The organism is Virgisporangium aliadipatigenens (assembly GCF_016863615.1).
GTDB classification, from domain to species: domain Bacteria; phylum Actinomycetota; class Actinomycetes; order Mycobacteriales; family Micromonosporaceae; genus Virgisporangium; species Virgisporangium aliadipatigenens.
This window is the reverse complement of the sequence record NZ_BOPF01000013.1, coordinates 30,989-54,605: the sequence shown is the minus strand read 5'-3', so window position 1 is coordinate 54,605 and position 23,617 is coordinate 30,989. Positions and strand designations below refer to the sequence as shown.

The 23,617-nt window shown below is 71.8% G+C and carries 24 protein-coding genes and 1 pseudogene; 11 read left to right on the top strand and 14 right to left on the bottom strand.

Annotation, left to right across the window (positions count from 1 at the left end; translation table 11 throughout):
- Both hrpA and Val02_RS19015 read left to right on the top strand, forming a co-directional pair.
- Nucleotides 1-3,870 (top strand): ATP-dependent RNA helicase HrpA, encoded by a 3,870-nt coding sequence (gene hrpA / locus Val02_RS19020; protein WP_203900461.1) that lies wholly within the window; start codon nucleotides 1-3, stop codon nucleotides 3,868-3,870.
- A 64-nt stretch (nucleotides 3,871-3,934) separates the two neighbouring features.
- Nucleotides 3,935-4,531 carry a hypothetical protein gene (locus tag Val02_RS19015; protein WP_203900460.1) on the top strand — a complete coding sequence of 199 codons (597 nt, stop codon included), beginning with the start codon at nucleotides 3,935-3,937 and terminating at the stop codon, nucleotides 4,529-4,531.
- Here Val02_RS19015 and Val02_RS19010 read toward each other — a convergent pair.
- The 9 genes from Val02_RS19010 to Val02_RS18970 all read right to left on the bottom strand — a co-directional run bounded on the left by Val02_RS19010 (nucleotide 4,474) and on the right by Val02_RS18970 (nucleotide 11,021).
- Complete coding sequence (locus tag Val02_RS19010; RefSeq protein WP_203900459.1) at nucleotides 4,474-4,914, bottom strand: GNAT family N-acetyltransferase; 441 nt, start codon at nucleotides 4,912-4,914, stop codon at nucleotides 4,474-4,476. The genes Val02_RS19015 and Val02_RS19010 overlap by 58 nt on opposite strands.
- A 58-nt stretch (nucleotides 4,915-4,972) precedes the next feature.
- Nucleotides 4,973-5,407, bottom strand: a complete 435-nt coding sequence (locus tag Val02_RS19005; RefSeq protein ID WP_203900458.1) for a DoxX family protein — start codon at nucleotides 5,405-5,407, stop codon at nucleotides 4,973-4,975.
- A 229-nt stretch (nucleotides 5,408-5,636) separates the two neighbouring features.
- Nucleotides 5,637-6,569 carry a hypothetical protein gene (locus tag Val02_RS19000; RefSeq protein WP_203900457.1) on the bottom strand — a complete coding sequence of 311 codons (933 nt, stop codon included), beginning with the start codon at nucleotides 6,567-6,569 and terminating at the stop codon, nucleotides 5,637-5,639.
- Between the two features lie 36 nt (nucleotides 6,570-6,605).
- A complete protein-coding gene (locus Val02_RS18995) occupies nucleotides 6,606-7,178 on the bottom strand; it encodes a GPP34 family phosphoprotein (RefSeq protein WP_203900456.1) in 573 nt (190 codons plus the stop codon).
- A gap of 87 nt (nucleotides 7,179-7,265) precedes the next feature.
- The gene (gene ppgK, locus Val02_RS18990; protein ID WP_203900455.1) at nucleotides 7,266-8,000 is read right to left on the bottom strand and encodes a polyphosphate--glucose phosphotransferase; all 735 of its coding nucleotides are present in this window, start codon (nucleotides 7,998-8,000) and stop codon (nucleotides 7,266-7,268) included.
- 10 nt (nucleotides 8,001-8,010) lie between these two features.
- Nucleotides 8,011-9,150, bottom strand: a complete 1,140-nt coding sequence (locus Val02_RS18985; RefSeq protein WP_203900454.1) for a hypothetical protein — start codon at nucleotides 9,148-9,150, stop codon at nucleotides 8,011-8,013.
- A complete protein-coding gene (locus tag Val02_RS18980) occupies nucleotides 9,147-9,644 on the bottom strand; it encodes a SigE family RNA polymerase sigma factor (RefSeq protein WP_203900643.1) in 498 nt (165 codons plus the stop codon). Before Val02_RS18980 ends, Val02_RS18985 begins: the two co-directional genes overlap by 4 nt.
- Nucleotides 9,645-9,665: 21 nt before the next feature.
- A complete protein-coding gene (locus tag Val02_RS18975) occupies nucleotides 9,666-10,190 on the bottom strand; it encodes an rRNA adenine N-6-methyltransferase family protein (RefSeq protein ID WP_203900453.1) in 525 nt (174 codons plus the stop codon).
- 111 nt (nucleotides 10,191-10,301) lie between these two features.
- Nucleotides 10,302-11,021: an alpha/beta fold hydrolase gene (locus tag Val02_RS18970; RefSeq protein ID WP_203900452.1), complete on the bottom strand. Its 720-nt coding sequence runs from the start codon at nucleotides 11,019-11,021 to the stop codon at nucleotides 10,302-10,304.
- A gap of 110 nt (nucleotides 11,022-11,131) precedes the next feature.
- On the opposite strand from Val02_RS18970, the gene Val02_RS18965 reads away from it, so the two are divergent.
- Nucleotides 11,132-11,767, top strand: coding sequence for a TetR/AcrR family transcriptional regulator (locus Val02_RS18965; protein ID WP_203900451.1), 636 nt, complete (start codon nucleotides 11,132-11,134; stop codon nucleotides 11,765-11,767).
- A 336-nt stretch (nucleotides 11,768-12,103) separates the two neighbouring features.
- On the opposite strand, the pseudogene Val02_RS18960 reads toward Val02_RS18965, so the two are convergent.
- A pseudogene (locus Val02_RS18960) lies at nucleotides 12,104-13,444 on the bottom strand (DEAD/DEAH box helicase); the annotation flags it as partial.
- Nucleotides 13,445-13,591: 147 nt separating this feature from the next.
- On the opposite strand from Val02_RS18960, the gene Val02_RS18955 reads away from it, so the two are divergent.
- Complete coding sequence (locus Val02_RS18955) at nucleotides 13,592-13,789, top strand: hypothetical protein (RefSeq protein WP_203900449.1); 198 nt, start codon at nucleotides 13,592-13,594, stop codon at nucleotides 13,787-13,789.
- On the opposite strand, the gene Val02_RS18950 is transcribed toward Val02_RS18955, so the two are convergent.
- From Val02_RS18950 to Val02_RS18935, 4 genes are all read right to left on the bottom strand, one after another.
- Entirely contained in the window at nucleotides 13,786-14,856 is a 1,071-nt protein-coding gene (locus Val02_RS18950) for a DNA polymerase III subunit beta family protein (RefSeq protein ID WP_203900448.1), read from the bottom strand. The genes Val02_RS18955 and Val02_RS18950 overlap by 4 nt on opposite strands.
- A 44-nt stretch (nucleotides 14,857-14,900) precedes the next feature.
- The gene (locus Val02_RS18945; protein WP_203900447.1) at nucleotides 14,901-15,146 is read right to left on the bottom strand and encodes a hypothetical protein; all 246 of its coding nucleotides are present in this window, start codon (nucleotides 15,144-15,146) and stop codon (nucleotides 14,901-14,903) included.
- Between the two features lie 58 nt (nucleotides 15,147-15,204).
- Nucleotides 15,205-16,386: a glucosaminidase domain-containing protein gene (locus Val02_RS18940; RefSeq protein ID WP_203900446.1), complete on the bottom strand. Its 1,182-nt coding sequence runs from the start codon at nucleotides 16,384-16,386 to the stop codon at nucleotides 15,205-15,207.
- Between the two features lie 144 nt (nucleotides 16,387-16,530).
- A complete protein-coding gene (locus Val02_RS18935; protein WP_203900445.1) occupies nucleotides 16,531-17,151 on the bottom strand; it encodes a hypothetical protein in 621 nt (206 codons plus the stop codon).
- Between the two features lie 182 nt (nucleotides 17,152-17,333).
- Here Val02_RS18935 and Val02_RS18930 point away from each other — a divergent pair, with 182 nt between their 5' ends.
- The 7 genes from Val02_RS18930 to Val02_RS18900 all read left to right on the top strand — a co-directional run bounded on the left by Val02_RS18930 (nucleotide 17,334) and on the right by Val02_RS18900 (nucleotide 23,572).
- Nucleotides 17,334-18,521 carry a methyl-accepting chemotaxis protein gene (locus Val02_RS18930; protein WP_203900444.1) on the top strand — a complete coding sequence of 396 codons (1,188 nt, stop codon included), beginning with the start codon at nucleotides 17,334-17,336 and terminating at the stop codon, nucleotides 18,519-18,521.
- Between the two features lie 182 nt (nucleotides 18,522-18,703).
- Entirely contained in the window at nucleotides 18,704-18,967 is a 264-nt protein-coding gene (locus Val02_RS18925; RefSeq protein ID WP_203900443.1) for a hypothetical protein, read from the top strand.
- Nucleotides 18,968-18,983: 16 nt separating this feature from the next.
- Nucleotides 18,984-19,652 carry a hypothetical protein gene (locus tag Val02_RS18920; RefSeq protein WP_203900442.1) on the top strand — a complete coding sequence of 223 codons (669 nt, stop codon included), beginning with the start codon at nucleotides 18,984-18,986 and terminating at the stop codon, nucleotides 19,650-19,652.
- On the top strand, nucleotides 19,649-20,812 hold the full coding sequence (locus Val02_RS18915; protein WP_203900441.1) for a winged helix DNA-binding domain-containing protein: 1,164 nt from the start codon (nucleotides 19,649-19,651) through the stop codon (nucleotides 20,810-20,812). Before Val02_RS18920 ends, Val02_RS18915 begins: the two co-directional genes overlap by 4 nt.
- A gap of 9 nt (nucleotides 20,813-20,821) precedes the next feature.
- Nucleotides 20,822-21,205 (top strand): ankyrin repeat domain-containing protein, encoded by a 384-nt coding sequence (locus Val02_RS18910; protein ID WP_203900440.1) that lies wholly within the window; start codon nucleotides 20,822-20,824, stop codon nucleotides 21,203-21,205.
- A gap of 52 nt (nucleotides 21,206-21,257) precedes the next feature.
- A complete protein-coding gene (locus Val02_RS18905) occupies nucleotides 21,258-22,445 on the top strand; it encodes an acyl-CoA dehydrogenase family protein (protein ID WP_203900439.1) in 1,188 nt (395 codons plus the stop codon).
- The gene (locus tag Val02_RS18900; protein ID WP_239153175.1) at nucleotides 22,442-23,572 is read left to right on the top strand and encodes an acyl-CoA dehydrogenase family protein; all 1,131 of its coding nucleotides are present in this window, start codon (nucleotides 22,442-22,444) and stop codon (nucleotides 23,570-23,572) included. The genes Val02_RS18905 and Val02_RS18900 overlap by 4 nt, the downstream gene beginning before the upstream one ends.
- Nucleotides 23,573-23,617 lie beyond the last annotated feature (45 nt).

Below are 23,617 nucleotides of genomic sequence, written 5' to 3'. Positions count from 1 at the left end.
ATGTCTGAGACGTCGGAACTGTTCGCCCGGCTCGCCGAAATCCCCATCCGCGACGAGCGGCGGCTGCGGCGTCGCCTGGACGGGTTGCGCAAGCTGCGCGACCCGGCCACGCGTCAGGGCACCCTGGAGTCGATCAGCCGCGACGTCGACGCCGCCGCGCAGCGGGCCGCCGCCCGTCGCGAGTCCGTTCCGCCGATCACGTATCCCGAGCAGCTGCCGGTCAGCCAGCGCAAGGACGAGATCGCCGACGCCATCCGGGATCACCAGGTGGTGATCGTGGCGGGCGAGACCGGTTCCGGAAAGACCACGCAGATCCCGAAGATCTGCCTGGAGCTGGGCCGCGGCATCAGGGGCCTCATCGGCCACACCCAGCCCCGGCGGATCGCGGCGCGCACGGTCGCCGACCGCGTGGCGGAGGAGCTGGGCACGCCCCTGGGCAGCACCGTCGGCTACCAGGTGCGCTTCACCGACCGCACCAACGAACGCACCCTCGTCAAGCTGATGACCGACGGCATCCTGCTGACCGAGCTGCAGCACGACCGCGCGCTCGCGAAGTACGACACGCTGATCATCGACGAGGCGCACGAGCGCAGCCTCAACATCGACTTCATCCTCGGCTACCTCAAGCAGCTGCTGCCGCGCCGGCCCGACCTCAAGGTGATCATCACCTCGGCCACCATCGAGACGGCCCGCTTCTCGGCCCACTTCGACGACGCGCCGGTGATCGAGGTCTCCGGCCGCACGTTCCCCGTCGAGATGCGCTACCGCCCGCTGATGGAGGCGGTAGATGACGAGACGGACGAGCCCAGGGACCAGATCCAGGCGATCAGCGACGCCGTGGACGAGCTCTCGACCGAGGGTCCCGGCGACATCCTCGTTTTCCTCTCGGGGGAACGGGAAATTCGCGACACCGCCGATTTTTTGCGAAAACGGCAGCTGCGCAACACCGAGATCCTGCCGCTGTACGCGCGACTCTCGGTCGCCGAGCAGCACCGCGTGTTCCAGCCGCACCCGGGCCGGCGCATCGTCCTCGCCACCAACGTCGCCGAGACCTCGCTGACCGTTCCCGGCATCCGCTACGTGATCGACCCCGGGACGGCGCGCATCTCCCGGTACAGCCACCGGACCAAGGTGCAGCGGCTGCCGATCGAGCCGATCTCGCAGGCCTCGGCCAACCAGCGGGCCGGCCGCTGCGGCCGCGTCGCCGCCGGCATCTGCATCCGCCTCTACGACGAGCAGGATTTCGCCGCGCGGCCGGAGTTCACCGATCCGGAGATCCTGCGCACCAACCTCGCCTCGGTCATCCTGCAGATGACGGCGATCGGGCTCGGCGACATCGCGGCGTTCCCCTTCATCGACCCGCCGGACCGGCGCAACATCACCGCCGGCATCCAGCTGCTGGAGGAGTTGGGCGCGCTCGACGCCGACCGCCGCCTGACCCCGATGGGTCGTCGCGTGTCGGCGCTGCCGATCGACCCCCGCCTCGCGCGGATGGTGTTGGAGGCCGACCGCAACGGCTGCGTCCGTGAGGTACTGATCATCGCGGCCGCGCTCTCCATCCAGGATCCGCGGGAACGCCCCAGCGACAGGCAACAGGCCGCCGACGAGAAGCACGCGCGCTTCGCCGACCCGTCCTCCGACTTCATGGCGTATCTCAAGCTGTGGGACTACGTGCTCCAGCAGCAGGAGGACCGCAGCTCCAGCGGCTTCCGGCGGATGTGCCGCACGGAGTTCCTCAACTATCTGCGCGTGCGCGAGTGGCAGGACCTGCACGGTCAGCTGCGCCAGGTGATGAAGTCGCTGGAGATCACGCCCAACCCGGAGCCGTGCGAGGATCCGCAGCGCATCCACACCTCGCTGCTGTCCGGCCTCCTGTCGCACATCGGGCTCAAGGAGTCCGAGAAGCACGAGTACGCCGGTGCGCGCGGGACGAAGTTCGCCGTCTTCCCCGGGTCGGCCCTCTTCAAGAAGCCGCCCCGCTGGGTCATGGCGGCCGAACTCGTCGAAACCTCGCGGCTCTGGGCCCGCATCGCGGCGCGCATCGAGCCCGAGTGGGTCGAGCCGCTCGCTCAGCACCTCGTCAAGCGGCAGTACAGCGAACCGCACTGGAGCGCCAAGCAGGGCGCCACGCTCGGGTACGAGAAGGTGACGCTGTACGGCGTTCCCATCGTGGCGAAGCGGCAGGTCAACTTCGGTCGCATCGACCCGCCCCTGGCCCGCGAACTGTTCATCCGGCACGCGCTCGTGCAGGGCGAGTGGCAGACGCACCACCGGTTCTGGCAGGCCAACCAGGATCTCCTCGCCGAGCTGGCCGAGCTCGAGCACAAGGCGCGCCGCCGCGACATCGTCGTCGACGACGAGGTGGTCTTCGACTTCTACGACAAGCGCGTCCCGCCGGACGTGGTGTCGGTGCGCCACTTCGACACCTGGTGGAAGCAGGCCCGACGGGACACCCCCGACCTGCTGACCTTCGACCGGGACCTGCTGCTGAACGCCGTTCCGGGCACCGGACCGGAATCCTTCCCCGACGTGTGGCGCCTCCCCTCGGGGCTCGAACTGCCGCTGGTGTACCGCTTCGAGCCGGGTGCGCCCGACGACGGCGTGACCGTGGAGATTCCCCTGGCGGTGCTGGGCCAGGTGCCCTCGACGCCGTTCGAGTGGCAGGTGCCGGGCTTCCGCGAGGAACTGATCACCGCGCTCATCCGCGGGTTGCCGAAGGCCGTGCGGCGGTACTTCGTGCCGGTGCCGGACACCGTCGCCGAGGTGCTCGCGACGATGCCGTTCGAGCCGGAGGAGCCGCTGCTCGAGTCGCTCGAACGCACCCTGCGCCGCCTCACCGGCGAGATGGTGGCCCGGGAGCAGTGGGACCTGGCCCGGCTGCCCGGCCACCTGACGGTCAACTTCCGCGTGCTGGACGAGGAAGGCAAGGTGCGCGGCGAGGGCCGGGACCTCACGGCGCTGCGGGCCGCCCTGCGGGGCGAGGTGCGCGCCGCGGTGGCCGCCGCCGGCGCCGAACTGGAGCAGCGCGGCCTGAAGGAGTGGCCGTCGAGCGGCCTGCCCCGCACGGTGACCCGCCACCTCGCGGGCTTCGACGTGACGGCCTACCCGGCACTGGTCGACGAGGGCGACAGCGTCGCCGTCAAGCTCTTCGAGACCCAGGCCGAACAGACGGCCGCGATGTGGTCCGGCACCCGCCGGCTGCTGCTCCTGGGCACCAACTCGCCGGTGCGCACCGTCGTCGGGCAGCTCTCCAACCACGCCAAACTGGCGCTGGGGCGCAACCCGCACAAGAGCGTTCCGGACCTGCTCGAGGACTGCGTCGCGGCGGCGTTGGACAAGCTGATGGCCGACGCCGGCGGGCCGGCCTGGGACGCCGAGGGCTTCGCCGTACTCGCCGCGCGCGTGCGGGCCGAGCTCGTCGCGTCCACCGTGGACACCGTTCGCAAGGTGGTGCCGATCCTGGGCCACGCCTACACCGTCGAGCAGCGCCTCGCCGCGCTGCGCGACCCGGTCAGCGCCACGGCCGTCGCCGACGTGCGTTCCCAGCTGAAGGGGCTGGTGTACCGGGGGTTCGTGACGGCGACGGGGTGGTGGCGGCTGCCCGAGATCCCGCGCTACCTGCGGGCCGTCGAGAAGCGCCTGGAACGCCTGCCCTCGGGCGCCGCCCGCGACCGCGAACTGATGGCCGAGGTGCGCAAGGTCCAGCAGGAGTACGACGACCTGCGCAAACAGGTCCCGATGAGCGCCGAGCTGATCCAGATCCGCTGGATGATCGAGGAACTTCGCGTCAACCTGTTCGCCCAGACCATCGGCACGCCCTACCCGATCTCGACCACCCGGATCTATCGGGCGCTGGACCAACTGGGCTGAGCGGGGTCATCTCGGGGCAAGCACCCATACCGGCTTACGGGTAAGCGTTCCTACCGTGGGGTACATGGCTCGGTTCTTCCCGTTGGCGCCCGCGTTCTGGCTGGTGGGCTGGTGCCTCATGCGCATCGGCGGCAGCAACGGCCCCAACGTCGGCTGGATCGCGGCGCACAGCGTCTGGATCGTGGCGTTCGCGCTCTTCGGCGTGGCGGCGTTCGGGCTGTACCGCTTCGTCGCGGAGCACCGCGCGGCAGGCCTCACCGCGCTGGCGCTCTCGCTCGTGGGCACCGTGGCGATGATCGCGCACATGGGCGTCGACATCGCGGCCGCCGTGGGGACCGACACCAGGGCCGAGCTGGCCGCCGAGAGCGCACGCCTCACCTCGGCCCCCGGTGTCGAACTGCTGCTGTTCGACGTCGGCCCGGCGCTGCTCTTCGCGGGGCTGCTCGGTCTGCTGGCGCGGGCCGCGGCAGCCGGCGCGCTCTCCTGGACCACGTGGACCCTGGTGGCGGTCGGCATCGTGCTCATGGTGGTCGGGCGGCCGCTCGACGGCTGGCTGCGCGCCCTGGAAGGCTTCGGCGTGCTGGCCGTCATCATCGGGATGGATCAGGTGGCGTCCAGCTCCCGGATGAACCGCGCCGACCGGTCGCACACGTCCGTGTAGCCCAGCCCCTGGTAGAACGCGTGCGCCGCCTCGCGGTGTCGGCTGCTGGTGACCTCCGCCTTTTGGGCGCCGCCGGCCCGGGCCCACTCCTCGCCGGCATTCATGAGGGCGCGGCCGATCCCCTTGTTGCGCCTCGTCTCGTCGACGACCAACGCGGAGAGCCGCGCGACACCACCGGGCTTCTCCAGCGTCGGGTAGATCGTCCACGACGCCACCCCGACCAGCACCCCGCCGTCGTCGGCGCCCAGCAGCACACTGCGCCCGTCCTGGGCGAAGTAGGCGACCCGCTGGGCGGCCTCGGCGGCGGTGGTCGGATAGCCGAGCTGGGTCAGCAGAACGGCCACCCGCTGCGCATCGCCGGGGGCGATCGCTCGAATCTTCATCGCATCATTCTGCCGTGGGCCGGTGCCACGACGGCACCGGCCCACGAGGGACGAACGATCAGGCGGTGGCCGGCGCCCGTTCGCGGCTGCCCGCCCGCGCCCGGCTGAGCAGCGCGTCGAGCGCCCACGGCCCCGGCCCGAGCACGGCCACGAGGAAGAACGACCAGCAGAACATCGCAGCGGCCTCGCCGCCGTTGGTCAGCGGCACCGCGCCGTCGGGCTGGTGCACGACGAAGTAGGCGTACGCCATGGAGCCGGACGAGATGAGCGCCGCGACGCGGGTGCCGAGCCCCAGCACCACGAGTGCGCCGCCGACGACCTGGATGAGCGCGGCCCACCAGCTCGGCCACGTGGCGAACTCCACGGTGCGGCCGCTGCCGCGCACGCCGCCGAAGAGGCCGAAAATCGACGCCAGGCCGTGGCTCAGGAACAGCAGCCCGACGACGATCCGGAAGAGCGACAGTACCGGGCCGGTCACGCGTTCGAGATTCATTCGCATCTCCCTATGTCTCGTTGAGTGACGGGGTCGATGCTGAGTGATGATTCTCGATACGATGCCGCTCGGGAAGCGCTCGCGAACGCAGTGCAAATCACAGTTTCCGGTGAAATGTTCTGCAATCTTCTGACTAGTGAAAACCGTAGTGCTCGCCGCAGGCGCCGGACCAGTGAAAACGGCCCCTCCCGCGGTGGGGAGGGGCCGTGTCGCTTCTCAATCAGTGGGACTAGGAGCCCGTGTAGGAACCGCTGCAGATCGCGAACCCGATGTTTTGGTTCTGCGCGACATTGACGCCGTTCACGACGATCTGGCAGGCGACCGCCGTGCCCCACGGATTGTCGGCCGGTTTCTCCCCCGTCACCGACAGGCTGAACATCTGCGGGGCCTTGCCCAGGTTGGCCATCGGCAGGTCGACCGCCCAGGGCAGCGAGGTGCCCTTGAGGTCCTCCGAGCCGCCCTCCGGTTTCAGGTAGGAGATGTCGGCCTTCCCCTTGCCGGTCACCGCGAGGTGCACCTTCGACGTGGTGCCCAGGTCGGTGCGGCCCACGTCGGGAAGCCGTTCCCAGACGAGCTTGGCCAGCTTGACGAGGCTGCCGCGCGGGTCCTTCTCCTTGGTGTCGTCGACGGCGCCGAGTTCGAGCGTGACGACCAGTGCGCCCTGCCGGAACGTGAGCTGGTAGTCCTTCAGGTCCTGGTGCCGCTTCACGCCCACCCCGAAGTCGAACCAGCTCTCGTCGGTGCCCTCGACGAGGTTCTCCTCGAGCATGCTGTCGTCGCCCTCGACCTTGACGCGGCCCTTCCGGTCGGACAGCAGCATCCCGTAGTAGATCTTTCCGGCCTCGGCCGTCGGCTGGAGGTTGAACTTGAGGCTGTTGGCCGGCGCGGAGTTGCACCAGATCTGGTTGCCGCCCATGTCGGTGCCGCCCTTCAGCGGCTCCAGCGGGATGTCGGCGAGCAGCGGGTGCCCGGCCCGGCGCCAGTCGCCCGGGCGCAGGATCTGGCACATGGCATCGGTGATCCGCCCGTTGTCGGGCTGCGGCCAGCCACCCGCGGGCGGACCGTCGTCATCCTTGGAATTGCCGCTCCCGCCGCCGAACCCGCACCCCGCGAGCAGGGTCAGTATTGCGGTGGCGTGGACAAGAACCGTGCGCAGACGCATTGATCGTTCCCCCCGGTGTGTCTTGTGCGCCGCCTTTCATAGCACACCGGGTACAGATCGGTCCGCCACGATATCGGTGATGCCGTCGTGGGGGAGCGTCTCGCGCAGCTTCGCCAGTTCGACCGGAGGAACGTGACCGGCGGCGAGCCCGGTCCGCAGCAGATAGGCCGCGAAGGTCGAGACCGGGGCGGAAGGATCCTCGACGCACGGACCGAGCACGTCCGCCGCGGACGGCGGCGCGATCAACAGCTCGTAGCGTGGGCGCACGAACCGGCGCAGCCGCCGGCGGATCAGCCCGGCGGCGGCGAGGGCATGCAGGTAGGCGCGGATCAGGTCGACCGTGCGCGTCTCCAGATGGTCGCGGACCCGCAGCCCGGGATGGAGCATGGCGAGCGCGTCGTCCAGCATCGGATTGCCGGGCGGCTGCGCGTTGAGGACCGCGATCACGCCGTCCCGTACCGTGATCCGCCCGGCCGCGACCAGGTCGGTCAGCTCGGCCGCCGCCAGCCACGCGGCCAGATCCGCCGGCCCGCGGAGCACACCCCACCGGTCGAACGACACCAGCAGCAGCGACTCCGCGAGCGTAAAGGTGCGTTCACGGACAGGCATGGCGAAGAGCTTCCATTGCCGACAGATCAGCAGTCAAGTCCGTCTATGTACCGTTACCGGTCTGCCGCGTGACGCATCGGCGACTCCTCAGGAGGCGCCCGCGAGGTAGCCCGCGCCGATGATCCCCGCGTGGTTCTGCAGGAGCGCGGGCACCACCGGGGTGCGCACCTTCACCAGCGGCAGGAATTCCTGTGCCTTCTTGCTGACGCCGCCGCCGATGATCAGCAGATCGGGGCGCAGCAGCAGCTCGATGTGGCTCAGGTAGTCCGTCACCCGCTTCGCGAACGCCGTCCAGTCCAGCTCCTCGGCCTTGCGGATCCGGTCGGAGGCGTACAGCTCGGCGTCGGCGCCGTGCAGCTCCACGTGCCCGAACTCGGTGTTGGGGATCAGCTCCCCGTGGCGGAACAGGGCGCTGCCGATGCCGGTCCCGAAGGTCACGAGCACGACCGTCCCGCGTTGGTTGCGGCCCGCGCCGAAGGCGATCTCCGCGATCCCGGCGGCGTCCGCGTCGTTGACCACCTTCACGGGAACGTCCAACGCGCCGGTGAACAGGTCGGCGGCGTGCACGTCGACCCACGAGGGATCCATGTTGGCCGCGGTGCGGATGACCCCGTCGACGACGACACCGGGGAACGTCACACCGACCCGGTCGATCCCGGAGTACTTGCCGGCGACCTCTTTCACCGCGTCGAGCACGTGCTCCACGGTGGCCGGCCGGGGCGTCTCCACCCGGTGCCGCTCGTCCGCCAACGCCCCCGCGGTCAGGTCGACCGGGGCGCCTTTGATCCCGGAACCCCCGATGTCAATGCCGAACACAGCCATACGTCGAACCCTACGACACGGGACGCGCGGGCCACGTCTCGATGTCGTTCGCGTCGCCCTTGAACGCGAAGCCCTCGGCCAGCCGCGTCAGGGTCTCCTCGGGGAAGCGGCCGGTCCGGTCGGAGACGAGCAGCTGTCGCCCCTTGCCGCCGGGCAGCTCGAGGGCGGGCCCACCGCCCTGCCGGGTGAACGCCCGCGCCTGCCGCCCGGCGATCGACCGGTTCGACACGAACGGCTGCGCCACCGAGAAGTTGCCGAACATGACGTCGACCAGCGCACCGTCGCCGCCGCGGAACGTGATCGTCGAGTACTCCCAGGAGCGGGCGAGCGACGTCTCGCACTCGACCCAGGAGAGATCGGTGCGCACCGCCCCCGGCACGCGGCACGCCTGCGAACGGTCGAGCCGCAGCGCCTCGATGGCGTTCACCAGCGCCTCGGGGCCGGTCGAGGCGACCTCCACCTGGATCCACAGCCCGTCGACGGGCGACCAGGTGGTGGAGTAGCGGGCGCGGTCGCCGCCGTTCGGGTCGGGCAGGCGGGTCACCGTGTCGGGCGCGCCGGGGACCACCAGCACGGCGTAACCGTCGGGGCCCGAGAGCTGCTCCGGGCTGTACGCCGGCTGCTCCCGCCAGGGGCCGGTCTCCGGCCGGGGCGGATACCACGGTCGCGGCGCGGCGCCGTCCAGCCCCCATCCGGACCCGTCCAGCGCGGCCCGGGTGCGGGCCAGCTCCACGTACACCGTGTACCGGTCGGTGTCGGCGGTGCGCACCGCGACGCTCTCCACGTCGGGACCGGACCGCCAGGTCAGCTCGGTGGCGTCCAGCCGTTTCGGGTCGACGTCGAAGTGGATCAGGGACGGGTCGGTGGCGACCTTCGCCGGTGCCAGCGCAGCGCCGGGCGCGTCGAGCCGGGGCAGGGTCTTGGGCGCGGTGTACTGCTCGGCGGGCGGTTTCCCGTCGTAGCGGGTCGCCGCGACGCCGATGCCGGCGATCAGTGCCACGACGGCCACGACGGAGCCGACCAGCCGCCGCCGCAGCCGGATCCGGCGGGCCCGCGCCAGGGCGGCCGTGCGGAGGCCGGCGACGTCGACGTCGACCTGCGCGTCGGCGTGCAGGGCGCGGGCGACCGCGTGTTCCATGGCGGTGCTCACCGTTTCCTCCCCGACGTCGTGGGCGCGATGCCGACCTGGGCGCGCAGGATGTTCAGGGCCTTGAGCGCGTGCGAGCGCACCGTCACGGCCGAGCAGCCCAGGATGTCGGCGATCGTGGCGTCGTCGAGGTCCTCGTAGTAGCGCAGCACCACGACGGCGCGCTGCCGATCGGAGAGGCGGGCGATCTGACGCAGGATCGCGTCCCGTTCGGCGGTCTCCGTGTCGATGTCGCCGGGCGCGACCCGTTCGACGAGCGTGTCCGTCGGCGTCTCCCGGTTGGACCGCCGTCGCCACCACGAGTGCGAACCGTTGATCACCATGCGGCGCAGGTACGCGTCCGGCTGCTCGACCCGCACGATCGTGTCCCAACGCAGGTAGGCGCGGGCCAGCGCGTCCTGCACCAGGTCCTCGGCGCGGTGCGGATCGCCGGTGAGCAGGCGCGCGAAGCGCACCAACGAGGCGCCCCGGGCGGCCACGTACTCCTCGAACGTCACGGTCATCGTCTGGTAGACGTTCTAGCGGGGCCGGCGCGTTGAGCGCACGACGAGAACGGTCGAGTCGACCGTCGGCGGCGGCGCGAACGCCCTGCGCGGCAGGTCCGTCCCGGCCCGCAGCTCCCACCGGCGGTTGTGCCCGATCCACCGGCGGACGAGGGCCCGCTGGAGCACGAGATCCGCCGCCACCAGCTGGGAACGCGGTCCCAACAGGCGGCGCAGCAGCGCGCTGGAGATCCCGTACGGCGGGCTCGCCACCACCCGGTACGGCCGCCCGGGCAGCCGGACCTCGCGGGCGTCGGCGGAGACCACGGTCACCGGCGCGTCGGCGAACCGCTCGCGCAGATAGGCGGCGCGGCCGGGATGCAGCTCCACGGCCAGGACCCGCGCACCGGCGCGCACCAGATGCCGGGTCAGGGCTCCCCGGCCGGCGCCGAGATCGACGACCAGCTCACCGGCCCGCACCCCCGCGTCGGCCACGACCCGCTCGGCCCAGCGGTCAACGAGTGGATGCCAGCCCCAGCTCCGGCGCGAGCCCCCGGACACGACGCACCATGTACAAACCCATGGACGGACGCTAACCGGGGCCACCGAAATGCTTCAAACGCTTTATTTCCCGGGCCGTCGGGCGCGACCGCCGCCTCCCGCCGGGCGGCGTCAGTAGGACGCGTCGATCAGCACCTTGGCGAGCTGGCGCGGATGGGTCAGCATCGCCTGATGCGGGCCGTCGCACTCGAAGACGGCAGGATCCGAGAGCCGTTCGGCCATGCCTCGCCAGACCTCGGCCGGAACGGCGATGTCGTCGCGCAGGAACACGTAGCCGGCCGACGGTTCTGACTGCCAGTACCGGGGCAGGTGCACCGGGCGGGTGAGCGAGACGAGGGGAACGTCGATCAGCCGGCGCGCGGTCTCCTCGATCAGCTCGGGCGACGCGCCGTTCATGAAGCTCTCGCCCCACCATGCGGACGGCGGGGCCGGCGCGACGGCGTCGATCGGGGCGTCGGCTCCGGCGAACCCCTCCGGGAAGGGCATGACGTCGACGAAGGCCTCGCCGTCGCGGAGCACGACGGCGTCCACGTAGATGACGCGGCTCACCCGGTGCGCGAACCGGTCCGCCACGGACTGAACGATCGCGCCCCCACCGCTGTGCCCGACCAGGACGACGTCGTCATCGCCGGCGGCTTCGGCGACGGCCCTGGTGATCCGGGCGCCGGCGGCGTTGATCGTCGTCTCCTCCGGGGTGAGCGGGCGGCCGTCGACCGCGCCGAGCCACGTCGGAGCCAGTGTGCGGTGTCCCTCGGCGTGGAGAGCGTCGCGGACGCCGTCCCAGCACCAGGCGCCCTGCCATCCGCCGTGAACGAGAACGAAGAACGTCATCGGGTTTCCTTCCGGGAGTACACGACGCGGTCGCGTCACGCGCCAAGCATTCATTTCACTAGCAATGAAGTCAATGCACGCTAATGGAAATGCTTGCTAACCTGTACGGCGTGACCGACGCGACCCGCGCATACAACTCCCCGCGGCGTGCCCAGCACGCGCAGCAGACCCGGGAGGACGTCCTGCGGACGGCACGGGAGCTGTTCGTCTCGCAGGGATATGCGCGAGTGACAATGGCCGACATCGCGCGCGCCGGTGGAGTCTCGGTCCGGACGGTGTATCTCAGCGTCGGCACCAAGGCGGACGTTCTGCACGCCCTCCTGCTCGGGGACGTGGCCGCCTCCCCGAACGCCTCCGCGGCGCTCGAACAGATCCGCGGGACGCCGGATCTCCGGACGGCCCTCGTGGCCGTCGCGGCAGGCACGCGTGCCGATCAGGAGATGTTCAAGACCTCCATCGACCTCTTGCACTCGGCCAGGTCCAGCGATGCCGGGGCCCATGAGGTGTGGCGCCAAGTGGTGGCGAATTGCCGCGACGCACTGGGTGAGATCGCCCGGCACCTGGTCGCCGCGGGTCTGGTTCGACAGGACGTCGACAGGGTCGCGGATCACCTGTGGTTCTACTTCGGGCTCTACTCCTGGCGATCACTGATCGAGGAGTGCGGGTGGAGCTACGACGCCGCGGAGCGCTGGCTCGTTCAGCAGGCGTGCATCACCCTGACCGACCCGTCAGGCCGTACATCCTGACGCGAGGACCACGGTCGACGTGCTGCCGACCGTGGTCCTCGCGCTAAAACTCTGCTCCGGTCAGCGGGGGCGGCGGCCGCCCACACGGGAGCCGGCGGAGAAGGCCGCCGCGCCGCCGGTCGACGGGCTGCGACGAGGCCGGGGTGCGGCCGCGTGCGCGTCGCCCTCCGGGTGCGAACGCTGCGACGGCGTGCCCGACGAGGCGGCCGCCCCGGCGCCACGGCCGCGCCCGCCACGCCCACGGCGCGGCCGCCGCGAACGCGACGCGTCGCCGCCCCCGTCAGCGCGCCCCTCGGGACCGCCGGCACCGCCGCCGGCCGAGGAACCCGCGCCGGCGGGGCGACCCGCGGCCGGTACATCGGCGGCCGTGGCCCGCGTGCCTCCCGGACGGGAGCTGCCGCGGCCACCACGGCCCGCGCCCTGCCCGCCGGAGCCCTGGCCGCCGCGCCCACCGCGACCGCCGCCGGCGGCAGTGGGGGCGGATTCGGTCGGGGCGACGTAGGTGCGCTCACCGGGTGCCAGTTCGCCGAGGAGCGGGTGCTCGGGCGTGAGCCGCGTGACCGTCGGCTTGATCCCGGCCTGGCGGGTCAGGTCCCGCACGTCGGTCACCTGCGCGTCCGTCATCAGCGTGACGACGGTGCCGCTCGCCCCGGCCCGGGCGGTGCGCCCCGAACGGTGCAGGTAGGCCTTGTGCTCCATCGGCGGATCGGCGTGGATCACCAGGGTCACGTCGTCGACGTGGATCCCACGGGCGGCGATGTCGGTCGCCACGAGCGTGCGCACCCCACCGTCGGAGAACGCCGCCAGGTTGCGCGTGCGGGCGTTCTGGGCCAGGTTGCCGTGCAGCTCGACGGCCGGCACGCCCGCGGCGACCAGCTGCTTCGTGAGCGTCTTCGCGCCCCGCTTCGTGCGGGTGAACACCAGCGTGCGGCCGGGCGCGGCGGTCAGGTCCACCAGGACCGGGATCCGGTGATCGGGGCGCACGTGCAGCACGTGGTGCGCCATCGACACGACCGGCGACTTGGCAGAGTCCACGCTGTGCGTCACCGGCTGCCGCAGGAACCGCTTGACCAGCACGTCGATGCCGGCGTCCAGGGTGGCCGAGAAGAGCAGCCGCTGCCCGTCGCGGGGCGTCTGGTCCATCAGCCGGCGCACCACCGGCAGGAACCCGAGGTCGGCCATGTGATCGGCCTCGTCGAGCACGGTGATCTCCACCGCGTCGAGCGACGCGTGGCCGCCCCGGATGTGGTCGTCGAGCCGGCCCGGGCAGGCGACGAGCACGTCGACCCCGGCGCGCAGGCCGGAGATCTGCGGGTTGTGCCCGACGCCGCCGAACACGGTGAGCGTGCGCAGCCCGAGGGCCTTCGCGAGCGGCGCCATCGACGCGTCGATCTGCGTCGCCAGTTCCCTCGTCGGAGCGAGGATGAGCGCACGCGGACGCCCGGGGCGCGCGGGACGGCGGGTGGCGGCGAGCCTGGCCAGCACCGGCAGCAGGAACGCGTAGGTCTTGCCGGAACCGGTGCGGCCCCGCCCGATCACATCGCGTCCGGCGAGTGAGTCGGGCAGCGTCGCCGCCTGGATCGGCGAGGGGACGGTGATGTCGAGACCGGCGAGAACGTCGCTGAGCGCAGCCGGGACATCGAGTTCGAGAAAGGTGTGAGGGCGGCGGGCCGCCATAAAGACTCCGAGAGTGGAAGGGGCGGGCGCACCCGCCTGGCGTCCCGCTCCATAACATGCAACACGGCCCGATGCAGGACGGATCGGACCGATGATGACCATTGTACGTTCGGCTCGCGGCTCCCACAGCCTGGTATGGTCCATCTCATGATCTCGTCGGAGCCGGAAAGCTCTTCGGAGGAGTCTCCCGCCGAGGAGCCGCAGTTCGCCAATCGGGCCGAGCGTCGGGCACACGGCAAGGCCAAGGGCGCCCAGCAGCACACCGAGTCGCGGGCCGGCCAGCACTTCGCCCGCCGCGGCAACGTCCAGCAGCCCAGGCAGTACGGCAACCGCCGCAGCGGTTAGTCCAGCCGGGTCGGCATCAGGATCGAAAACGTCTCCACGTCGTCGGGCCGGCGCACCGCCAGCGGCGCGATCGGCCCGTCGAGTTCGAGGACCAACTGGTCGCCGTGGCCCGCGGCGATCGCCTCCAGGAGAAACTCCCGGTTGAACCCGACGCGCAGCCGCGCGTCCGGTTCCTCTCGGGCGCTGCCGACCCGCAGGGTGCCGCCGGCGTCGACGGTCAGCACGGACACCTCGGTGCGGGTGCCGTCCTGGTGCCGGGTCACGGGGACCACCGGCCCGCCGGTCAGCGCGCTGCGCAGGGCCGTCGCGTCGGTGACGTGCCGGTGCGCGGACTCGGCCCGCAGCAGCGGCCGGTAGTCGGGGAACTCCTCGGGCAGCGGCACCCCGCCGATCTCGCGCCCGTTCGCCGCGACGGTGAGCCGGTCGGCGGCGAGGGTGACGGTGGCGTCGTCCGCGCCGTCCAGGATCCCGCGCGCCGCGTCGAGCAGGTCGGTCGGCGCCGTCAGGGCACCCGTGCCGGGCGCCGGAACTCCCGCGACGGCCAGCCGGTACCGGTCGGTGGCGACCAGCCGCAGCATCCCGTCGCCGAGGTCGAACCGCACACCGCCCAGCCCGGGCAGCGCGGGATCCCGGCAGACGGCGAAGCGCACCGCGTCGAACGCCATGGCGAGCCGTGCGGCGGAGACGCTGACGACGGCGGGCGCGACCCGCTGCTCGGGACCGATCAGCCCGATCGCCCGGGTCAGTTCGCGGCGCGCGTCGGTGAGCCCGTCCTCCAGGCGGCGCAGGTGCCGGTCGAGCACCCGCTGAACGGCCGGCCGGTCACCACCGAGCCGCAGCACGAGAACGATGTCGGCGATCGGCAGCCCGACCCGGCGCAACGCGGCCACGAGCCGGGCCGGGCGCACCTGCGCATCGGTGTACCAGCGGTATCCGGTCGACGGGTCCACGACGGCCGGCACCAGCACCCCCGCCCGGTCGTAGAACCGCAGCGCGCTGATGGTCAGGCCGGTGGAACGCGCGAAGCGCCCGATGCTGTGCGTCGCCGTGACGGACGTACTCTCCACCCGTCAGAGCCTGAACTCTCGACCGGGTCGAGGGTCAAGCCCGTTCAGCGGTTGCGCTGCCGGTACGTCTCGGCGGCGGCGTCGATGCGGTAGCGCGTGCGGGTGCCCGACCCGACGGCCTTCTTGGCCCTGCCGTACAGGTACATGCCGCCGATCACCACGCCGGCCCCGATGAGCAGGTAGACGACCAGACCGAGCAGCGCCTTGAACGCCCAGATCGCCACCATGCCGACGAGTACCAGGCCCACGAGCGGGAGCACGAGCAGTGTGAAGAGCTTCGCCGCGTTCATGGGAACAAGAGTGCCCCCACGGCGCCAGCATTGCCATGGGGGCAAACCCTGGAGTTGTCTACTTGTCGTAGCGGTAGAGATCGAACTTCACCATGATCTGCACGAGCTGCGTGGTGTAGTTCGGGTCGGAGGCGTAGCCCGCCTTGTGCACCTCGGCCGCGAACCGGCTCGGGTCGGCCGAGTAGGCGAAGGCGGCAGCGTAGCGCTTGTTCGTGGTGAGGATGCGCGCGTGGTCCCGGGTCGAGTCGAGCACCGAGGCGAACACCTTGAACGAGCCCACCGCGTCCCAGCACTTCGTGGCGTTGCACTCCCGGGTGGGGAAGGTGCGGCAGCCGACGGCGACCGGCCCGGGGACGTTCCCCGGCGAGCACTTGGCGCCGTAGAAGTTGTGGGCCGTGCGCGGGATCTCGCCCTTGCCCCAGCCGGACTCCAGGATCGCCTGGGCGATGGTGACCGAGGCGGGCACCTTGCTCTCGGTGAAGTTCTTCATCGCCGGGCCGGCGATCGTGTTGAGGAACGCGGTCTGCTCGGCGGTCAGCCCGGCCTTCGGCGCCGGCACCGGCTTCTCGATGACCTTGCCGCTGGCGTCGCACTTGGGGAGCGGGCCGGCGGCGACGTTCAGGTAGGAGTGGGCCACCCAGCGGCCCTCACCGATCTTGTCCCAGTCGGTGCTGACCCCGCCCGGGCCGTTGACCTTGGTTCCGGCCGTCTGGCAGGTGACGGTCACCGGCTGGTTCGTGCTGAGGGAACCGACGGCGGCGGCCGTTCCGCTGGGTGCGCTGCGCACGTTGACCCAGGCGCGCGCGGTGGCGTTCGTGGCGGCCGGTGCCGACGTGGCGGTGACCGTGGGCGTGGGGGTCGCCGTGGCCGTGAGCCGGACGGTGGGCGCGGGTGCCGGCGCGGGGGCGTCGCAGCGGGCGACGGCGGCGGTGCCGGAGTTCACGTACGAGTGCGAGACGTAGCGGCCCTCGCCGAGCTTGTCCCACAGGGCGGTGGCGCCGCCGGGGCCGTTCACCGTGGTGCCGGTGGTCCGGCACAGCACGGTCACCTTCTGGCCGGTGCTCAGCGAGCCCACCGAGAGGGCGGTGCCGTGCGGGGCGTTGCGCACGTTGACCCAGGCCCGGGCGGTGCCGTTGGCGGCGTCGGCGGCGAACGCCGTTCCCTGGAGCGCCGTGCCGACCCCGGCGGCGACGCCGGCACCGATCAGGATCTGGAGGGCGGTCTGCAACTCACGACGCATCGGGTGACCCGTTCTCTCGCGGTTCGCTGGCGAGGTCCACCTTTCGGTGGAACGGGTCCCGGGGCGGTTCCCCGTCGGGTGCGGCTCGGTGGCCAGGCACCCGACGGGGCGGCGTGCACCCCGGTGGAAACCGCGCGGCTACCGCTACTTGCGCAGCCGGTTGGCGACCTCCATCGCGATGTCCTTCGTGGGCGGCACCGGGTCGGAGGCCTCGGGCGTGCCGGTCTTCCCGGAGCCGGTGATCGACACGATCATGTTGTTCACCCGGAACAGGATGATGATCGTGCGGGAGCCCGGCGGTTCGTAGGAGACCGACTCGTCGCCGAGCCCGTCGATCGGCTTGCCCACGCCCTTGAACGTGTCCCTGATGTGCTGCGCGGCGACCTCGGTGCCGGGCTTGCCGTTCTCGTCCGGGACGGCGTTGACGGTCAGGCTCAGCTTCGGGCCGGCGGCCGGGTCCTTGCCCTCGTAGGAGCAGAGGTTGCCGTCCTCGCGCTGGGTGCCCTCCGGCACGAGCTTCAGCGCCAGGTTCCGGTCCACCAGCGAACACGGCGCGGGCGCCTTCGGCCCGGCGGCGCTGGTGCCGTCGGCGGGGGACGACGGGTTGAGGAACGCGAAGACGGCGGCCGCGGCGAGCGCGACCGCGATCACGCCGGCGAGGATGCCGGCGATCATGAGACCGCGTGGCTTCTTCGGCCGCGCGGCGGGGGCCTGCGCGACGGCGGAACGGGCGGGGGTAGCGGGGCGCGTCGATGTCGGCTGCACGGGCGGAGCGTAACGAGAGGCCCGCGAAACCGTCTCGGACCCGACCCGCTACCGGGCCGTTTGTGCAGGTCAACCGGGTGCGGACCGGTGAAAGGTTCAGCCCGCGACGGGGGTGATCCGGGACACGCCGCTCAGGTGGGCGCGATCGGTGCCGATAGGCGCGTCGACTCGCGGAGGACGCATTGTTCACGGTTCTGGAAAAGATCCCCACCAAGCCACGGATGGCCCTCTCCGTGCTGCTCTTCCTCGTGGGGGTGCTCACGCTGGCCTGGTACGCCCGTTCGGTCGCGGGCGACGCCGTGTCCGCGCTGCCCGCCGGTTCTGCCGCGCGGGAACGCCTGGAGTCGCTGCGCGCCCTGGCGCTGTGGCTGCCGCTGGTGACCGTTCCGCTGGGCCTGCTCCTCAACCTCTCCGGTGCCCGCACGGTGGTGTACGGGCTGCGCACCGCCGACGTGGCGCTCGCCGCGGCCGCCCAGGGGGACCTGACCCAGCGGCTGGCCCTGCCGGGCGGCAACGAACTGGGCCGGATGAGCGACTCGTTCAACGCGCTGATGCTGCAGACCGGCGGCACCGTGAACGGCATCCGCGACGCCGCCGGCGACCTCGTCCGCTACTCGGACGTGCTGAACGTCGCCAGCGGCGCGATGGTCGGTTCGATCACGGACACCTCGACCCAGCTCGACACGGTGACCGGCTCCGCGCACGCCGTCACGACGGACATGGCCGAGATCGCCGAACGGACGGCCCGCCTGCGCGGCGCCATCACCGAGATCAGCAACCACAGCCAGTCCGCGGCCCGGTCGGCGGCCGGCGCGGTGACCAGTGCGGCGGAGGCGACGGAGAACGTCGACCGCCTGCGCGCCTCCAGCCACCAGATCGGCGAGGTGGTGCGCACGATCACGGCCATCGCCGAGCAGACCAACCTCCTCGCCCTGAACGCCACCATCGAGGCGGCCCGCGCGGGTGAGGCCGGGCGCGGCTTCGCGATCGTGGCCAACGAGGTCAAGGAGCTGTCGAACGCCACGGCGGCGGCCACGGAGCAGATCACCCGCCAGATCGAGGGCATCCAGGGCGACACCGAACGGGCCGTGCGCACGGTCGCCGAGATCGCCGAGGTGATCACCTCGATCGCCGGCAGCCAGGACGTGGTGACCGCCGCCGTGGAGCGCCAGATCAGCACGACGTCCGACATCGCGGCCGGCACCGGTGCCGTGAACGCCAGTTCGGCCGAGATCGCCGCCGCGATCGACCGGGTGCGCACCGCCGCGACGGCGGCCGGCGCGGCCACGGACGAGACCCGGCAGGCGGCCGACTATCTCAGCGGCGCATCCACCCGCCTCACCCAGTTGGTGGCCGCTTTCCGGCTGTGAACGGCTGAACCGTCGGCCGTCGCCGCTCGTGTCTTCGGGTATGCGCGCTGCCCCGAATGTGACTCAACAGTTCGTGTCACGTACCTGTCGGGGCGATGTTGTTCATCGTGTCGCGCGCCACAGTTGAAGACACACAGGCACCACTTCATGGGGGTGCCGCTACGAGCGGTCAGGAGGTAGCCGTGACCACCACCATCGATGCGATTCGCGCGGAGGCGCTGTTCGTGTCCTGCCTGCAGGCGTCTCAGCGGCCCGAGCCGGAGCAGGTCCGCGACGCCGTCGAGGGATCCCTCCGGAAGTTGGGCGCCGACGAGTGCATCACCCGCGTCGCCGTCGAGTTCGGCGAGCACCCGGACATCGCGGTCCGGCGCATGTGCTGGTGCCTCGACGCCGTGCGGTCGGCGTTCGCGACGGAGGGGGTCGTGAGCCTCCCGAAGGCGGCATGAGGCGCAGAATGGGCCGATGCGGCCCTACATCCGACGACTGTTCAGTCCCACCGGCTTCGTGCTGGTGGGACTGATGCTTTTTCTGCCGTTCCTGACGCTCGCCTGCGAGGGCGGCGACCGCAGCGAGCGGATCGCTCTCGAGGTCACGTACACGGGTAGCGACCTGGTGTTCGGCGGACCGGCCGACGTCAGCGTGGCGCAGACCGAGGGCGGGGTGGACTCCGACGGCACCGCCACCGGCACCACGGACGACGAGGAGTTCGGGGCGCGGGAGCTGACGTTCGGGGCGGAGCCGTTCGCGGTGGTGGCGGCGGTGCTGCTGCTCGTGGGCCTCGCGGCGGCGTTCCTGCCGTGGGCGCGGTGGCGCTCCTGGACGGCCGCGGCGGCGGCGTTCCTGAGCGGGATCGGGCTTCTGGCGGCCGTGCTGCGCACCGAGAACAGGGTCGCCGAGGCGCTGGCGCCGCAGCTGACGGAGAAGGTGGACCCGTCGTTCACCGGGCGGGTGTCCAAGGATCAGATCTTCGACGCGTTGGAGTTCCGGTACGGGTTCTGGCTCGTGGTGGTGCTGCTGGCCGTGCTGGGGTTCGGCAACGTGCTCGCCGCCGTGCCGGGGAAGCGGCCGCCGGCGGAGGAGCCCGCACCGGAGGCGCCGCCGCAGGGGGCACCGGAGGAGACGACGGCATGAGGTTCACCGTCGCCGAGCGCCGGGCGCGGTTGGCGCACCGGCACCGCCTCGCCACGGTCGGCACCGACCCGGTGGGCGTGGCGGAGGATCTGGTGGCCCTGCACGCGACCGACCCGGCGACGGTGTACCTGTCGGTGGCCGCCCGCCTGGCCGCCCCGCACGCCGACGGGGTCGCCGACGCGCTGTACGAGCGGCGCACGCTGATCCGGATGCTGGGGATGCGGCGCACGATGTTCGTGGTGCCGGTGGGGACGGCTCCGGTGGTGCAGGCCGCCTGCACGGACACGATCGCCGTCACCGAACGCCGCCGGCTGCTCCAGCACCTGGCGAAGGCCGGGCTGGGCGACGAGGCGTGGCTGGCGGACGTGGAGCGCTGCACCCTTGACGCGCTCGAGAAGCGGGGCAGCGCGACGGCCGCGCAGCTGTCGACCGACGAGCCGCGGCTGCGCCTGCAACTGCCGGCCAATCCCGAGAAGAGCTACGAGACGCCGCAGAACATCACGACGCGGGTGCTCTCCGTGTTGGCCGCGCGGGGGATGATCGTGCGCGGCCGGCCGCGTGGGACCTGGATCTCCAGTCAGTACGAGTGGTCGCCGGCCGGGAACTGGCTGCCGGCCGGGCGTGAAGCCGTTCCCCCGGAAGAGGCCCGGGTGCGACTGGCGCGACTGTGGCTACAGGCCTACGGTCCCGCGAGCGTCGCGGATCTGAAGTGGTGGACGGGATGGACGCTGACGCACACCCGGGCGGCCCTGGCCGGGGCGGACGCGGTGGCCGTGGACCTCGACGGGACGGCCGGGGTGGCGCTCGCCGACGACCTGGACCCGACGCCCGAACCGGCGCCGTGGGTGGCGCTGCTGCCGGCGCTCGACCCGACGGTGATGGGCTGGGTGGAACGTGACTGGTACCTCGGGGCGCACGGGCCCGCGCTCTTCGACCGCACCGGCAACGCCGGCCCGACGGTCTGGGCGCACGGCCGGGTCGTCGGCGGCTGGGGGCAGCGCGCGGACGGCACGGTGGCGGTGCGGCTGCTGGAGGACGTCGGCGGCGAGGCGTCGGCGGCGATCGATGCGGCCGCGAACGCGCTGGGGGAGTGGCTGGGGCCGATCCGCATCACGCCCCGCTTCCGCACTCCGCTGGAGCGCGAACTCGCCGCGGGTTAGCGTGGGACGATGCCGGAACTCGACGCCGAGACGCTCGCATTCGCCCACCGCATGTTCGACCTGGCCCGGCACGGGCAGGCCGAGGAGTTGGGCGCCCAGGTCGCGGCCGGCCTGCCGGCGAACATGACCAACGACAAGGGCGACACGCTGCTGATCCTGGCGGCCTACCACAACCACCCGGACACGGTGCGGGTGTTGTTGTCGCACGGCGCCGAGCCGGATCGGGTCAACGATCGCGGGCAGACGGCGTTGGCGGCGGCCGTCTTCCGGCGCAACGCCGACACGGTCCGCCTGCTTCTTTCCGCCGGCGCCGACCCGCACGCCGGTGGCCCCACGGCGGTGGAGACCGCGCGTTTCTTCGATCTCCCGGAGATGCTCCGGCTGCTGGACTAGGAGTGCGCGCCGCCCCTATATTGCACTCAAGGTGCAAGAACTGGAGGGCGGTATGGCAGAGCCGGTCACGGCCGAGTCGTTGCGCAAGCTGGTGGCGGGCTTCCTCGCCGACCACGACCCGCGCGGCGACAGACTGGAGTTCCTGCGGGCGCGGTACGACGCGGGGCTCGCCTGGATCCACTACCCCGTCGGGCACGGCGGGCTCGGCGCCCCGCGGGCGCTGCAACCGGTGGTCGACGCGGAGTTCGTCGCGGCGGGCGCGCCCGACAACAACGCGCGCCGCAACGGCATCGGCCTGGGCATGGCCGCACCGACGATCCTGCGCCACGGCACGGATGCGCAGAAGCGGCGCTTCCTCCGTCCACTGTGGACCGGCGAGGAGGTGTGGTGCCAGCTCTTCAGCGAGCCGGGCGCCGGTTCCGACCTGGCGACGTTGCGCACCAGGGCCGTGCGCGACGGCGACGACTGGGTGATCGACGGGCAGAAGGTGTGGACGTCGCTGGCGCACATCGCCCGCTGGGCGATCCTCATCGCCCGCACCGATCCCACGGTGCCCAAGCATCAGGGGATCACCTACTTCGTCTGCGACATGACCGCGCCCGGCGTCGAGGTGCGGCCGCTGCGCCAGGCCACCGGCGAGGCGGAGTTCAACGAGGTGTTCCTGACCGGGGTCCGGCTCTCCGACGACCTGCGGCTGGACGCCGTGGGCAACGGGTGGCGGGTCGCCATGAGCACCCTCATGAACGAACGCGTCGCCATCGGCGGCGGGGCGGTCCCGCGCGAGGGCGGGATGATCGGGGTTCTCACGCAGGAGTGGCGGGAGCGGCCGGAGCTGCGCGTGCCGGCGCTGCACGACGAACTCCTCAAGTACTGGGTGCGCGCCGAGGCCGCACGCCTGTCCGCCGCGCGGATCCGCCAGCAGTTGGCCGTCGGCGAGGTCGGCCCCGAGGGTTCCGCGGTGAAGCTGTCGTTCGCCACGCTCAACCAGCAGATGACCGGGTTCGAGCTGGAACTGCTCGCCGGCGAGGGGCTGCTGCACGACACGTGGGAGATGAAGCGGCCGGAGGCCGTGGACTTCACCGACCGCACGCCGAGCTACCGCTACCTGCGCGCCAAGGGCAACTCCATCGAGGGCGGCACCTCGGAGATCCTGCGCAACATCATCGCCGAACGGGTGCTGGGCCTGCCGGCGGAGCCGCGTTCCGACAAGGACATCCCGTGGAAGGACCTGCCGAAGTGACCACCTCGAACGCGATTCCGGATCTGCTGTACGACGAGGTGGACGACGACCTGCGGGCGAGCGTGCGCGACATGCTCGCGACGCGGGCCCCGTGGGACAAGGTGCTCGCGCGGATCGACGCCGGCGAGTCGTACGACGCCTCGCTGTGGCGGGTGATCGCCGCCGACATGGGCCTCGCGGGGCTGGCGATCCCAGAATCGGCGGGCGGCGCCGGCGCCGGATTCCGGCGGGCGGCCGTGGTTCTGGAAGAGCTGGGCCGCGCCGTCGCGCCCGTGCCCTATCTGGGCTCCGCCGTGGTGGCCACGCAGGCCCTGCTGCGCGCGGGCGAGACGGACCTGTTGGCGGAGCTGGCGAGCGGTGAGCGGTCGGCGGCACTGGCGGTGCCCTTCGCGCTCGCACCGCAGGCGTTCACGGCAGACCCGGCCGGGTCCGCTTTCGCGGGCAACGGCGTGGCCGCCGAGGGGGACTCGCTGAGCGGGACCGTCAAAGGCGTTGCCGACGCGCTGATCGCGGATGTGTTGCTGGTGCCCGCGTCCGGGCGGCTCTTCGCCGTCGAGGCCGCCGACGCCACCCGCACGCCGTTGGTCTCGCTCGATGCCACGCGGCAGCTCGCGGATGTCACGTTCGCCGGCGCCGTCGGGCGGGAGATCGCTTCGGGGGAACGGGCGGCGGCGGCCGTTCGCGGCGCACTCGTGGCCGGTGCCGCACTGCTCGCCTCGGAGCAGCTCGGTATCGCCGAGTGGTGCCTTTCGACCACTGTGGACTATCTGAGGACGCGGTACCAGTTCGGCCGGCCGGTCGGCTCGTTCCAGGCGTTGAAGCACCGCCTCGCCGACCTCTGGATGGGTGTGACCGAGGCGCGGGCCGTGGCGCGGTACGCGGCCGCCGTGATCGCCGACGACGGCGACGACGCAGAGGTGGCGGCCGCGCTGGCGCAGGCGTACTGCGGGCCGCTCGCCGTCACGGCGGCGGAGGAGTGCGTGCAGCTGCACGGCGGCATCGGCTTCACGTGGGAACACCCGGCACACCTGTACCTCAAGCGGGCCAAGAGCGCGTCGGTCGCGTTCGGGGTGGCGGCGCGGCACAGGGCGGCGATCGGGTCTCTCGTCAACCTCCCGAGCAGCTAGAAATCTCTCTCTCACGGCCATATGTCGGCAATGAGATCGGCAGGT